General features: G+C 33.1%; 10 protein-coding genes. All 10 read right to left on the reverse strand.

Annotation, left to right across the window (positions count from 1 at the left end):
- Window positions 1-2 precede the first annotated feature (2 nt).
- A complete protein-coding gene (locus ACNC7R_RS12965) occupies window positions 3-716 on the reverse strand; it encodes a prolyl oligopeptidase family serine peptidase (RefSeq protein ID WP_417941499.1) in 714 nt (237 codons plus the stop codon).
- Between the two features lie 9 nt (window positions 717-725).
- A complete protein-coding gene (locus tag ACNC7R_RS12970) occupies window positions 726-2,099 on the reverse strand; it encodes a glucoamylase family protein (protein WP_417941500.1) in 1,374 nt (457 codons plus the stop codon).
- A 71-nt stretch (window positions 2,100-2,170) separates the two neighbouring features.
- Complete coding sequence (locus ACNC7R_RS12975; RefSeq protein WP_417941501.1) at window positions 2,171-3,637, reverse strand: RagB/SusD family nutrient uptake outer membrane protein; 1,467 nt, start codon at window positions 3,635-3,637, stop codon at window positions 2,171-2,173.
- A 4-nt stretch (window positions 3,638-3,641) separates the two neighbouring features.
- The gene (locus ACNC7R_RS12980) at window positions 3,642-6,677 is read right to left on the reverse strand and encodes a SusC/RagA family TonB-linked outer membrane protein (protein WP_417941502.1); all 3,036 of its coding nucleotides are present in this window, start codon (window positions 6,675-6,677) and stop codon (window positions 3,642-3,644) included.
- 243 nt (window positions 6,678-6,920) lie between these two features.
- A complete protein-coding gene (locus ACNC7R_RS12985) occupies window positions 6,921-9,668 on the reverse strand; it encodes a LuxR C-terminal-related transcriptional regulator (RefSeq protein WP_417941503.1) in 2,748 nt (915 codons plus the stop codon).
- Window positions 9,669-9,797: 129 nt separating this feature from the next.
- Entirely contained in the window at window positions 9,798-10,982 is a 1,185-nt protein-coding gene (locus ACNC7R_RS12990; protein WP_417941504.1) for an acetate/propionate family kinase, read from the reverse strand.
- A 77-nt stretch (window positions 10,983-11,059) separates the two neighbouring features.
- Complete coding sequence (gene pta, locus ACNC7R_RS12995; RefSeq protein WP_417941505.1) at window positions 11,060-13,153, reverse strand: phosphate acetyltransferase; 2,094 nt, start codon at window positions 13,151-13,153, stop codon at window positions 11,060-11,062.
- 50 nt (window positions 13,154-13,203) lie between these two features.
- Complete coding sequence (gene corA, locus ACNC7R_RS13000; protein ID WP_417941506.1) at window positions 13,204-14,274, reverse strand: magnesium/cobalt transporter CorA; 1,071 nt, start codon at window positions 14,272-14,274, stop codon at window positions 13,204-13,206.
- A gap of 90 nt (window positions 14,275-14,364) precedes the next feature.
- Entirely contained in the window at window positions 14,365-14,625 is a 261-nt protein-coding gene (locus ACNC7R_RS13005) for a hypothetical protein (RefSeq protein ID WP_417941507.1), read from the reverse strand.
- Window positions 14,626-14,867: 242 nt separating this feature from the next.
- Complete coding sequence (locus ACNC7R_RS13010) at window positions 14,868-15,617, reverse strand: hypothetical protein (protein ID WP_417941508.1); 750 nt, start codon at window positions 15,615-15,617, stop codon at window positions 14,868-14,870.
- Between the last annotated feature and the right edge of the window lie 38 nt (window positions 15,618-15,655).

A 15,655-nucleotide genomic window follows, 5' to 3' on the forward strand; every position in this document is an offset into this window, starting at 1 on the left:
TTCTATTTATTTGTATTTGTTTTCTTTTGCTGCAGCATCCAGTCGTAGATTGCTGCATTATCATAAACTCTTGTCCAGCTGTCATGATCTGCGTCATCAAAAATGGTCAGCTTTACATCTTTAGCATTGCATTTTTTCAATTCATTATAAATTGTAATCGCATAATTCACATTCACCACATTATCCTGCAATCCGTGGAAAATTCTGGTTGGAATATTGGCTATTGCACATGCTTTTTCTAACTGAATCAAATCTACAAAGCCAGCGACAGGTACATTTGCGGCAAATAGATCCGGATGCGCAAAAGCCAAATTCCAAGAAGTCCATCCTCCTGAGCTCAAACCAGTAACATATATTCTTTCTGAATCAATTTTGTTGTCTTTCTGAATTTTTACAATTAGCTGATAAATCGATTCTATATCCCAATTTTCATCTTCTTTGCATTGCGGTGCTAATACATAAGCATCCAGCTGATGTGTTTTTAAATATTTTAACGGACCATGAATTTTCACTTTCTCAAGATCAGTTCCTTTTTCTCCATCACCGGAAATAAAAACAATCAAAGGCTTTTTCTCTTTTGTATTCTTCGGCTTATGCAATACATAACCGAGTTCAAATTTTGCCAAGATGACCGTGTTAATTTTCCCAGTTGATTCACTTTGGCTAAAGCCAAAAAAAGAAAAGAAAAGAGAGAAAAGAGCTAATTTATATTTCATTGTAATTCTTTAAATACTGTATTTTCCAGATTTAAATCCAAGTTTTGTTAAACCTTGTTTTATTTCAGGTGCATTCATGAATAATTTCCATAACAGACCTGTTCTATAATTTTCAATCATAACGACTTCAGGTCCCTGATCAATTGCCAGATAACGTTTTGCAACCCATTTGTTCCCTAAGCTAAGTGCATCGTAGAATCCTGCATCACCCCAAGTTTCTTTTTTATGATTTTCGTATAAATTGCGGATAAAAGTCATTGACTCCTTTGGCATATAAACAATTGAGCTTATTGCCGCTGTAGGTGAAATAACACCAGGATCGTTGCCAGGCATGTGTGCGTTATAGCCAATAGAACCGTCGGAATTTCTGGAATAAGAAGCTGTTAACCCCCAATAATCAGGACCATAACCCGCATTTTTATTGGGATTTTCAACGCAATATTGATAATTGATTTTGGTCTGATTTACATTTAAATCCCAATAGTTAGCATATTTATCGCTTAATTGGTTTGGATCTAAACCTACATAAGAATAATGCGCCCAGAATAACGGACCGCCAAATTCTTCTGCACCATTATGTTTTAAAATAAGAGGGATATTGTATTTTATTTTTGAAGAAACTATGCCACCGCTTCTAGCCCACCCTTCATGAAACGTTTTTGCATCAATTGAATGAGTCGGAGAAGATGCCGCCATTATATAAGTAATAAGACATTCATTATAGCCCTGAAGAGGCAAATTCATTTCCCAGGCATAATTGGGAGACCAATGCCAATATAGGACATTTTTGTTATTTGTATACCATTGCCAATCTACACCTTTCCAAAGTGCATCGTATTTTTTAGCAACTGCATTTTCTTTTTCAGAACCATCTTTAAGATATTCACGAACAGTAATCATTCCTGCAACCAAAAATGAGGTTTCGACAAGATCTCCTCCATTATCCTTAGTTCCAAAAGGTTTTACTTTTCCTGTATTTCCGTCTATCCAATGCGACCATGCTCCATGAAAACGATCTGCTTTATCTAAAAAATCTGCAATCTTGTTCAGTCTCTCTACTCCTTGTTCTCTTGTTATATATCCTTGGGACATTCCTGAAACAATGGCCATTAAACCAAAACCGGAACCTCCAGTGGTAACAATGTTAGCATCATTTTCTGGATAATTCCCGTCCGGATGGTAACGTTCTCTCGCTAGTCCGGAATTCGGTTCAGCATAATCCCAGAAATATCTAAAAGTTTGTTTTTGAACAACATCTAAAAGCTGCTCATCTGTTAATACTGTTTCAGAAGCATTTTCCGGTGCGTTTTCTTTCGATCTGTCTGCATTGGATCCACAACTAAAAAAAGTAAAGACTAAAAATAAAACTGAAATTCTAAACATTATAAAAATTTAAGATTGTAATAAATAATCACTTCCTTCAGGAAATCTGAAGGAAGTGATATATAAGAATATTAATTATACCCTGGATTTTGAGCAGATAAACCGTTAGCCTGGATAATGAATGATGCCGGAATTGGGAATAATTCATTTTTACCTTCCGTAAATACTTTTCCGTCTGCAGCAAAAGCAGCTTTTGCCTGTCCGGTACGAACTAAATCAAAGAATCTGTCGAACTCAAAAGCCAGCTCCACTCTTCTTTCTTTCCAGATAGCAGTTCTCACATCTGCCTGTGAAGTCGCTGGAGTATCTCCTAATCCTGCTCTGTGTCTGATTTGGTTTAATAACGGAATTGCTTCAGAAGTTTGTCCTAATTCGTTTAAAGCCTCTGCTTTCATTAACAATACCTCAGCGTATCTTAAATATTTTATGTTAGCATCTGTTTCCCAGGCATCTGTAAACTGTGAAGAATATGCTTTAAAATTATATCCCTGATTTAAATCACTTTCAGACAAAGGGATTTCTCTTCCATCATATAAAGTGGTACCTCTAAAAATAATAGTAGCTTCTTTTCTGACATCACCGGCTTCGTAAGCATTAACTAAGCTTTTTGAAGGAGTATTAAAGCCCCAGCCCCAGCCGCCGGCACCTCGAACACCCTGAACATTAGAATATCCCGAAATTCCTTTAATTGGCACAGATCCAACTCCGTTAATTTCAAAAATAGATTCGATATCATTTTCACCTTCTTTTCTAAACATTTTAGCGTAATCTGGGGCAAGAGCATAACCTGTAACCAAATTACAGTTGTCAACTACTTTTTGCCAGTTTTTTTGATACAAATTAACTTTTGCCAGTAATGCATAAGCCGCTCCTTTTGAAGCTCTTGCTTTTTCGCTGTCAGCATAAGCCGATTTAAGCGGCAATACTGCAATAGCATCATTTAAATCCTGCTCAATAAAAGCATACGTTTCTGCAGCCGTTTTACGGGTAAGCTGCATTGCTTTATCTTCTTCTGATAATGGAATAGTAGTTACATGATCAACAATAGGTACACCTCCGTAACATTTCACCAAAGTAAAATACATAAAAGCACGTAAGAATTTTGCTTCTCCCATTAACCTTTCTCTTAAAGCAGGATCTGCTTTATCTAACTTTGGAAGAATATTTAAAGCCTGATTACATCTGTTGATTCCGTCATATTGAGCGGTAAAAGTACTCTCTGCAGATGGATTTGAAGCATTATAAGTTAGCGCATCAAGCACATCTTTATCTGTTCCTGTATCACCCGGATCAGAACCTTTATCTGCATCGTCAGATGTAATACTAGCTAAACCAATCCATCCAAAAGAACTCATATCCCAATCAAGAAATTTGCTGTAGATAGAAGTAACAAATGTTGCTGCTCCTTCATCATTATTGAATAACTCAATATCCTCTGTAGAGATAGATTGTGTCTGATCAGCATCCAAAAAGTCGCTTGAACATCCACCAAAAAACAAAGCAGATAGTACAAACATTGATATATATATCTTTTTCATAATATTAAAATTTTAAATTAGCACCAATAACGAAAGATCTTAAGGTAGGATAAGCATCAAGCTCAACGCCCTGAGTTCCGTAAGGATTACCATCTCCATTTAATTCAGGAGAAAAACCTGAGAATTTTTGAGTAATAAATGGGTTAATTGCATTTACATAAACTCTGCAGTAATTAACAAAACTCTTTTCATTTAAAGGAAGTTTATATCCTAAAGTGATATTGTTAATTCTAAAGAAGTCACCCGATTCTAAATAATAAGTTGAAGCAACCGGAACTTCATTAAATGGTGCAGGATTAGATGCAGTAGTGTTTGTTGGTGTCCAGAAATTTGTTGCTAATGATGCTTCTATATTTTCGCCTGTAAAACGCTGTGCTTTTTTACCATTGTATACTTTTGCACCACCTGTACCGTAACCATCAACAGAGAAATCAATGTTTTTGTAATTTAATCCAAGTGTTACACCATAATTTGCTTTAGGTAAAATAGAACCTGCATATTTTCTGTCTGTTGTTGCATCTAATTTGTCCTGAGTTACTTTATCTCCTGCCGCAGTATAGTATAACATATCTCCATTAGCTGCATCTACACCGGCATACTGATATAAATAAAAACTTCCTAATGGCTGACCTACAGATGTTTTATCTAAAATCTTGGTGTTTTGACCATTCCCTAAATTTCCTCCAATTAATGGTGAAATTTCAACATCTTTCAAAGATGCAAGTTCATTTTTGTTATGAGAGAAATTTCCACCAATCCAATAACTTAAGTTATCAGAAATTTTATCGTCCCAACGTAATGCAATTTCATATCCTTTGTTAGATACTTCACCAACATGAGACGGGCTCGCTAAAGTAATTCCTGATGTTACGTATGGTTTTATATTTAAAATTACATTGTTTGTATTTTTATCATACACATCAAAAGACCCTTTTAATCTGTTGTCAAAAAACTCGAAATCAATACCAGCAGAACTCTCCTCTGTAACCTCCCATGTCAAAGTTGGATCAATTTGAGAAGAAATAGTAGTTCCTTCATTTAAAATTGAACCTCCTAAATAACTGTTTAGCCCTGAGTTATAAGACTGGTTATTTAATGGTACATTTTGGTTCCCCAATTTACCCCAGCTACCTCTAAGCTTAATCAAATTAACATTTTTAATATCAGATAAGAAACTCTCTTTTGTTAACACCCATCCAATTCCAAAAGATGGGAAAGTTCCCCAACGGTAGTCTTTTGCAAAATTTGAAGAACCATCTCGTCTAATTGTTCCTGTAAGAAGGTATTTATCCATTAATTTATATTGGAAACGACCGAAATAAGAAGCCAGTTTGCTTTCGTTATAAACGATATTATATAAATTCACAACACTTCCGGCATAATCTACACCTTTAGCATCTGTCGAATTATATAGGGCCCAATAATTAGAATTTGGATTTACATTTTTCCTAACAATGCTAATGTTTTCTTTTGCTCCTTTTACAGAAACCTCCATACCTGCTGTTACTTCTACATCATGAATAGCTGCAAAAACTTTATTATAGGTGAAATAGTTTGATAAATTCCAGTTATAGTATTCTTCTCTTCCCTTAGTCAATAAGTTTGTATTTGAAGTTTCCGGATAATTATCAGCATTACGTTTAGGATCGGCAGCCAGCCAAATATTTTTAGTGTCTTCAAAATTATATTGCTTCCAGTTATAATATTCTCCATTATACTGCGAAGTAAATTTTAAACCATCTATAATTTGATAGTCTAATTTTAAACCACCCTGCAAGGTAATACTTCTTTGCTGTTCGTTATAAAAATCTAGTTGTGATACTGGGTTGCCCACATTATTAAACTGATAGGTTCCTGTTGTGCTAGGTAATCCTGTTGCTGCATCAATATAAGAAACACCATACTCACCTGTTGGGTAATAAACAGGTACAATTGGAGACTGCTTATATGCATTTGTAAACGCACTTAATGGCTTTGGAGCCGATTTTGCAGAGGTAAAACTAAAATTCTGATTTAAAGTAATTTTTTTAGAAATTTTAAATTCATTATTATTTCTAAAAGTAGTTCGTCCGTAGCTTAAACCGTCTAAAACAGCCTTCTCTTCATAATTTCCTGCACTAAAAAAGTATTTTACGCTTTCTGTTGCTCCTGAAATAGAAATATTACTTTGCATATAAGAACCTGTTCTGGTAATTTCATCAAACCAGTTTGTATTATATGGCTGATCTGTAGAAAATGTATTGTTTCCTAAAGCAGCATTACTATAAGCAACATATTGGCTGCTGTTTGCCATTTGCACTTTTTTAAGAGGTTTTCTAAAACCTGCAAACGTTTCTACTTCTACAGAAACTTTATCACCTTTCCCTTTTTTAGTAGTAATAATGATAACACCGTTTGCTGCTCTTGTACCATAAATAGCGAGAGAAGAAGCATCTTTAAGAATCTCATAAGAAGTAATATCGTTTGTATTGATATTATTGATGTTTTCTGTTGGCATTCCATCCACTATATATAGAGGATTTCTGCCTCCTAAAGCAGTTCCCAAACCTCTAATAACTACAGAAGGCGTACTTCCAGGAACATCTGATGAAGTTACCTGAACCCCTGCTGCTTTACCCTGAATTGCCTGAGAAGCATTTAATACTTTTGTTTTGGTTACCTCTTCTGATCTTAATGAAGTGATTGATGAAGTATTATCGATTTTCTTTCTAGTACCATACCCAATAACCACTACTTCTTTTAAAGCAGTATCACCCGCCTCTTTTAATGTAATAGTCATTTGACCTGCTGTAGCCGGTACAGAAACAGCATCGAATCCAAGCATAGAGATTTTTAAAGTTTCTCCAACTTTAGCATTAATAGTAAAATTACCATCGAAGTCAGCATCAGCGGTAGTTCTGGAACCTGAAGCAGAAATAATTGCGCCCGGAACTCCCATCCCGCTACTGTCAACTACTTTTCCTTTAATTGCCTGCGCCTGCCCCATCATATATGTAGGCAGCAACAAGAGTGCTAAAAAGCTAAAAATAAAATTTTTCATACAGTACGTAATCGTTTAAGTTAGTACTGCCAAATTACGCAATTACTGCGTTGCAGTGCATCAAAAACACTACAACACAACTACATCAAATTATAAAAAATAAACAACAAACAACTGATTTTAAAGCATTTAATTTTTAATATTTTTTCATTAACATTACGTTATGATGTAGTAATGATGTATGAGAATAATATAAAAAAGAATATATTAAAATATATTATATTTAAAAAAGAAAGTCTAATATTACAGAGTTAGTAAAAACTTTGACAAGTTTTCTTCCTGAGTCAGATTTAATTTCTTTCTTAAACGATATCTGTGTAATTCTACACCTCTAAACGAGATATTCATCATGGGTGCAATTTCTTTAGAAGAAAGATTCATTTTCAGATAAACACATAGTTTAATATCCTTTGGAGTTAATTGAGGAAATTTTTTCGATAGATTAACAATGAACTCATTATGAATTTGGTTTAAGTTGGTTTCAAAAACCTCCCACTCATGTTTATTTACTTCATTAATTTTAATTGCCTTTTTGATTTCACTTTTAAGTTTGTTGAAATCTTTTTCTGAGTCCAGAATATTCTGAATTTTATCAATCATTTCGGTTTGTTTAGCAATAGACAATGATTTTCCTGCTACTTCTGAAGATTTTGACTGCAATTCTAATTCCAGAATATGTTTCTCATATTCCTGTATATTCATTTCGTTCTCTTTCTTCAATTCCATTTCGAGAATTTCACGTTGATGTTTTAACTCTTCGGCCTGTAATTTTAATTTTTGAGTATATCGAAATTTATTCCATTTGTAATAGAAAAATAAAATGGCTCCTATTATTACCAAGTATAGCAAGACCATCCAGGCAGAAAAATACCAAGGCTGTGCGACTCTAAAATCAAACATGGCTACCTGATCGTAATTTGCGCCGTCGTGTTTAAAAACAAAAACAGAGTGTGAACCGCTTGCTAAATTATTTAAAACTATTTTTCCGTTGGATATAGGAATATAATTTTTTCCTTTGTCGATCTGATAAAATAAATTTGGTCTTCTGGCGCCGTAAATTCCCGAAATAATATTTATTCTGAGTTCTGTATTATGCTTTATTTTTTGATCATTTGCTAATAATTCGTTTTCATTGTATGCCTCTATTTTCACAACATTATTTTGCCTATTTTCATATCCTAACTGAAGTAAAATAAAACCATCATCCAGATTTAATAAATAATGATTTCGACTTTTAAAAATTCTGAGATTTTCATTAATCAGCTTTCCTTTATAATACTTTTCCTGAATCATATTCCAGATAAATCTGTTACCATTTGCATAAATATGATATAAAATTCCTTCCTGTAATACTATAAAATGATTTTCATCAATAGCTACAACATCGGAAACATTTTTAAAATTGGTATTAAATAATTTATTTTCCTCTAATTTTCCTGAAATTGAATTAAAAGTGTACCAAATATTATTAATCAGGAAAAGGATTTCTTTTCGGAATTCAAAAATTTTAACCCCAAAATCATTTTTAATTTTATTTTGCTGAGTGATATTTTCAACTTTTTTTGTTTTAAAATGATCATCAAAAAAAACTCTGTATAGTCCACGATAATTATCTGCCGCCCAAATTTCATTTTTTTTATTCTGGGCAACATATTTAATAGGTTTAGAAAAATCATTAATCTTTTTAGTATCATTTAAGTTTGTGGCGTTTGTGTAAACCAAAATTCCGCTGTACGTTGACTGGAAATAAGTATCGTTAATAGAACTTTTGGATAAATTCCATCCTCCGTTGACATTATTAATTTTGGATAAAACACCTTTTTCATAACAAAAAGTACCATCGTTATGACCAATGATATATTTATTACCAATTTTAGTAATATTCCAGCCTTGACCCTGCGTATTAGAGAGCATTTTTAAATTTCCCGAATCAAATTCAAAAATACCATGATTAGAAGCAATCAAATAACCTTTATCGAGAGTTGCAACGGAATACACTGACCCCAGAAAACCCGAATTATCATAGAAAAAAGAGATTGGAGAGTTTATTTCGACATGTGCAATTCCGTTATCAAGACCCAGCCATAAATCTTCTTCTTTGTCAAAACCAATGCTTAGAACCGAGTTGTTCATCAAAACATTATTTCTGTCAATATTTTTGAATGCATCAGTAGTAAAATCATAAATAAAAACACCTTTATTTCCTGTACCTACAATTAATTTATTGTTTTTAATAAACCTCGCAACATTAATACCCTTAGACTTAAGAGTTTCATTTAAAGGATTATTCCAAGGCCTCAAACCATTTTTTTCTACAGTAAAAATTCCTTTTTTATGGGTAAAAATAAAGGTTTTCCCTTTGTATTTTTCGACAGCATGAACTACAGTGTTTTTTAAAATATTCCAGCCTTTTGGGTTAGAAATTTTTGAGTCTTCCATTTTAAACATCCCTTTGTCTACAGAAGCTACATATAAATTCTGATCTACAGGAAAACAATAGGAAATCAAAAATGGAAATTTAATTTTTTTAATATGTTTTCCATCATAAATAAAGACATCATTGAAGGATTGAAAATATACAAAACCCTTAAATCTGAAAATTTTCCAGATTTCTTCATTATCTTTTTCATCAAATAAACGCAGATTCTTTGTAATCGAAACATACTGCATCTTTCCGTTTTTTCGATACCAATAACCAAACTCTTTATAAGAACCAGAGTAGATTTTATCATTCTCAATCATAATAGAACGGATGATTGTTTTATTTGGCAGCGTATATTTCTCCCATATAACGCCATCATATCGCAATAAATAATGATTATTAGCAAAATACATTGCCTTATCTTTTCCCTGAGCAACACTCCATATCTGATTATCACCCTGATAATTAGATTTATTATAATTCTCTACAAATGGAAGTAATTCTTGCGATTGAATTGGAGCGGTAATGAAAAAGAAGAAGAATAGTAATTTTAAGAGTATCGATTTCAAAATATTCAGATTTAAACTCAAATATACTCACAAATATTTAAATTTTGAGCATAAAAAAGCTCCCTGCAGAGGAGCTTAATATGATTATTTTTTGCAAGACTATTAAAAATTATCCTTTACAAATCATAACTAATTCTGTAGTAAATGATACACCTGACTGGCAATTTCAAATTCCTCATCAGTAGGAACTACTAAAACCTTTGTTCTTGAATGAGGTTTATTGATTTCTCTGATTTCCCTGGAACGGATTTGATTTTTTTCCTCGTCGATTTCAATTCCGAAATAATCCATATCTGTACAAATTAATTTTCGCATGTGGGACGAATTTTCTCCTATACCTGCCGTAAAAATAATCGCATCCAAACCATTTAAAGCTGCTGTGTAAGAACCAATTGTTTTTCTGATTCTGTAAGCATTCATTAATAAAGCCAATTCACAGTCTTTATTTCCTTTTTCTGCTTCAGATTCGATGTCACGTAAATCACTGTAACCTGTGAGACCAAGCATTCCGCTTTGTTTTAGTAAAATTGCATTGACTTCATCAGCTGTATATCCCAGGTTTTTTATCAGATAAAAGATTACAGACTGATCGATATCTCCTGCTCTCGTACCCATTATCAAACCATTTGCCGGCGAAAACCCCATTGTAGTATCGATACTTTTTCCATCTTTTATAGCAGCCATACTACAGCCGTTGCCTAAATGAATGGTAATTATTTTGGAATTGCTCTCTAAGTAGTCGATGGCTTTTTCAGAAACATACTTATGGCTTGTTCCGTGAAAACCATACACCCGTACTTTATTTTCTGTCAAAAGATAATTCGGAATGGCATATTTATAAGCCTCAATTGGAATTGTCTGATGAAAAGCCGTATCAAAAACAGCTACCTGTCTGGCTTCTGAAAAGATTTCTTCAGCAACATTTATCCCAACCAAATGAGCAGGATTATGCAAAGGTGCCAATTCAGAAAGTTCTTTTATTTTTTCTTTCACCTCATTAGTTATGATAGTTGTATCCGAAAAATAACTTCCTCCATGGACTACACGATGACCAACGGCAGAAATTTCTGAAGTCGATTTAATCACTCCTTTTTCAGGATGCAACAGCATTTCGGCTACTTTTTGTAAACCCACTTTATGTGTTGAAACTGATACTATTTCTTCTATTGCATTTTCAGCAGTTTTAAAAGTGATGTTAGACATTTCAAGTCCAATTCTGTCAATCATACCGGTACAAATTACTTCGTTTTGCGGCATAACCATTAACTGATATTTTATTGATGAACTTCCTGAGTTTATTATTAATATTTTCATTTTTTTTTGATTCTATATCTATTTATTGCAAAACGTAAAAAACGTATAACATTTTACTTCTAACTTTTAACTTAAAATTACAATCCCTGCGCCTGAATAGCTGTAATAACTACAGTGTTAATAATATCATCTACAGTACAGCCGCGACTCAAATCATTTACGGGTTTGTTTAAACCTTGTAACATTGGACCAATAGCCAAAGCTCCGGTTTCTCTCTGAACCGCTTTATACGTATTATTTCCAGTATTTAAATCCGGAAAAATAAGTACACTTGCCTGTCCTGCTACCTCAGAATCCGGCATTTTGCTTTTTCCTACTGCACGATCCACAGCAGCGTCATACTGAATTGGCCCTTCAATTTTTAAATCAGGACGTTTTTGTTTTACAATTTCTGTTGCAGTACGGACTTTTTCTACCTCATCCCCTTTTCCTGATGAACCGGAAGAATAGGAAAGCATCGCAATTTTTGGCTCAATTCCGAAAGCTGAACTTGAATCTGCTGATGAAATAGCTATTTCAGCTAATTGTTCTGCAGTCGGATTTGGATTGATAGCGCAATCGCCAAAAACAGAAACCCTGTCTTCAAGGCACATAAAAAACACTGATGAAACCACAGATGAATTTGGCTTTGTTTTGATGAACTGTAATGCTGGCAAAATAGTATGCTGAGTAGTATGCGCAGCACCCGAAACCATTCCGTCAGCGTGTCCTTTATACACCATCATAGTTCCAAAATATGAAACATCTTCCATTAAGTCCCTTGCCATTGTGATACTCACATTTTTGGCTTTTCTAAGCTCATAATATGTATTGGCATACTCTTCATAAAACTCAGATTCTATTGGATTAATGATGGCAACTTTCGAAAAATCAAATGAAATTCCGAGTTCAGTAACTTTATTTTCAATTTGTTTTTTATCTCCAATTATAGAAATATCAACCACATCCATATCTAGTAACCTTGATGCTGCCAGAATGATTCGATCATCATTGCCTTCTGGCAGAACAATATGTTTACGATGTTGCTTAGCTCTTTTAACCATATTGTACTGAAACATTTTCGGCGTCATTCCTTCAGGCACAAAAGTGATTAATCTTTCGGATAAAGCATCGTTGTCAACATATTTTTCAAATGTCGTAATTGAGGTCTCAATTTTATGTATGTTGTTAGCATAAATTTCAGAACGAATCGCACCAATCTTATTCGTAATATGATACGTTCCGCCATCAACCGCAATAATAGGAACGATAGCAGAAAGCCCTTCAATTAATTTTAATATACTTTCTTCCGGAAGAATATTTCCGGTCAGGATAATTCCGGAAACAGTTGGATAATTCGCTGATTCATTGGCTTGCAGCGCACCCAAAATAATATCAGAACGATCTCCTGGCGTAATAACAAGGGCATTATCATGCAGATGAACAAGATAATTATGTAATTGCATAGCACCAACGCTAAAATGACCAATTTCATTATTAAGATAGTTTTCTCCAAACAATACCTTCGCATCCAGCTCATTGACAATTTCCTGCATCGTTGGATTGTTCAAACTTGAAATCAACGGAATCGTATTGATCAGAACGTTCGATGGTAGTGTTTTCTGGAGACTCTTTGTAACCAGTTCAATATTTTCAGGCTGAACTTTATTAGCAAATACTGATAAAACCTCAACTTCTTTTACTTTAAAAGAATCATAAACCAGATATAAACTATCTAGTAATTCCTCTAATGTTTTACCCACTCCCGAGCCAATGATAATCGTAGGAATTCCGAGGTTTTTAGCAATTAAAACATTCAGGTCTAATTCTATTGAAGTTCCTTCACCTGTGAAACTTGTTCCTTCTACCAAAACAAAATCAAAGCGTTCTTCGAGTTTTTTATATTTTTCAATGATCAGATCCAGAACTTCTCCAATTTTACCTTTGTTTTTTTTCTTGATCAGTTTGCTCTTGGTAATGGCATAAGCGTCTTCAAATTTGATATCAAGATTAAAATGTGAAAGAACAGTTTCAATGTGATTATCCTGTTCTCCATCCACAAAATCTTCTATAATTGGTCTGAAATAACCTACTTTAGCTGTTTTTCCAATCAAAATACTCATCAAACCAAGTGTTATGATTGATTTCCCGCTGTTCTGATCGCTTGTGGCAATGTAAATCGCTTTACTCATAATTTATATTTTGAATCTAATGTATTCGAATTATTTTTTATACTAAATGCTTAAAACCAATGTCTTTTCTTGAAATAAATAATTAAGGCTATAACCAATAGAAACATGACTATCATGACAATAAAGTAGCCGTTTCTGGTATGCAATTCGGGCATATTATCAAAATTCATTCCGTAAACTCCCACAATAAAAGTAAGCGGAATAAAAACTGCTGAAATAATTGTCAATGTTTTCATAATCTCGTTCATCTTGCGGCTTTGCTCAGAGAAATAAAAATTTGAAGCACTTTCTAAAGAACTCATATCGGATTCTATCTGTTCTAAAAGCTCCAGACTTTTTTGATGCAGTCTGACAAAGAAATTAAAAGTCTCTTTTTGAATAAGACCGTTCGTTTCATCATCTTTAATCGTTTTGAGATAATACAAAGAATCCCGAAGCGGTATGATTGAACGTTTTAAGAAATTAAAATTATCCCGGTGGTTTTCGATTCTCTCTAAAATGACCGGATCTGCTCCTTTTTTGGTTAAATCTATCAGTTGTTCGATATTATTCTCTTCATCTTCTATGGTAATGTAAAAATTTTCCATTACCGCATCGAGCAATAAATAAAGCAGGTAATCAACCTTTTTGGTTCTTACGATTCCAGCGTGTGTACGCAATCGTTCACGTATGTGCGTAAAGAAATCGCTTCGTTTTTCCTGAAAAGATATTAGAATACCGTCTTTCAGAATAAAACTGAGTTGTTCTACTTTAAGTCCGTCTGAGTATTCTGAAGGCAAAAGCGATTTAATGTTAAAAAATAAAACATTGTACTGTTCTTCGAGTTTTGTTCGTTTTGAAGTGTTTAAAATATCTGCAAGTAAAAAATCGTCCAGCTTAAAATGATTACCAATGGTTTTAATGAGACCAATATCGTTTAGTCCGTGAATATTGAGCCAGTTATTTTTAGTATAATCGAAGCAGGAATTTAGGGCTAAAACAGTAAACTTTTCATATTCAATAATATCTGAATCGTCATATACAAAAAGTTGCATCTCTGTTTCATGATCTTTGTGAGTGCCAGTATACTCTAAAACAATAGGTTGCAGCTTTCGTCCCTGTTTGTATTTTATCTTTCTCATTCATGAAATTTTACAATAGTAATATTACGAAAAAGAATCGGAAAAGGAAATGACAATTGTCAGTTTAAAGCAAAGATTCCGAATGAAAAATTAGAAAAAACAATTACTTCTATAAGGATTATTAAAGCTGAATTTCTTCATAGAGAAAAAATTAAAAAATGAATTTTCTTTTTGACTAAATGTAATACTATCAAATTCTCTGGTCAAATAGGAATCATTTATTCTTTTATCAAAATCTGTACTGCTTGTATCTTCTGCGCCAGTATAATTAACATAAAAACTGCCATAATCTACACCGCAACCCATTTCAATTGTTTGCAATTTTTCTAAATTTTTCAGATGATTTTCCATCGTATTGTTATTGGCATGAGTAAAAGAATTTGTACCTGTCAGTATTCCACCCGTGCTAAAAACACACTTCTTCCATAATTCCAGCCACTGTCTTTGGTCTTTTTTATTTGAGAAAAAGCTGCGATAATGTTTTGCCGCGAAGTAAAGCTTAAGAGAAATCTGGAGTTTTACTTAGGTTGGTCACGTTGGGTTTTATAACGTTTATTTATGATTTTTTTCTTTAGATCAAATTTGCCAAATCTTTACTTTGATTTAATAATGTACAATTCATTTGGACCATAATTTTTATGCCTTACAAAAAAAGCTACGTCTGTTATTTTTTGAAATTTTACAGGCACCAGGTAAACACTCATATCCAGTTCATAATCACTTTTTTCATATTTATTCGAAAAAAAATTTTGAGCGAATACCTCTTCTATTTTAAGCTTTAATTTTTCATTTTTCATTTTCAACTCAATATATGCAGTTCCTTCCCAAGTCATATTTCTGCCGGAACCGGTGGGGCTGCCATATCCTCTAAAAGGATTCCAGTTGTAGCAATATCTCTCTTTTGAAAAATATTGCACATCAGCCATTTTATTAATGTAGAGAAGAATTTCTTCTAATTTTATGCAATGCTCAAATTGTTTTTGTTGTTCAATTTCTTCTGCAGTTTCTGTTTTTGAAAGCAAAGTTCCGCTCTTATCAAATATGTAAGTGCAATTGCTTATTGTAACTTCATCCTTTTGTTCATCATAATATTGATGTTTTAACGGTATAATGAATTTATGATCTAGGGTATCAAAATTTATATTTCCGGATACTAAATCTTGCGGAATAACTTTTGAAACCGGAACAAGAATATAATTTTTGGCAGCAATGCCTTCTTGGTAACTTTTGTAAGTCGTATCGTAGCGCATTTTATAATACATTATTGATAGTTTGTTGGTTACAAAAAATATTACAAAAGACATAAAAATCAATAATAGTATGATTGCAATTCTTTTTGTCATATTAAATAAATTAAAAGTTTAAGTCTTATTTTATCGTT

It is taken from the genome of Flavobacterium adiutor, from assembly GCF_048282555.1.
GTDB lineage: Bacteria > Bacteroidota > Bacteroidia > Flavobacteriales > Flavobacteriaceae > Flavobacterium.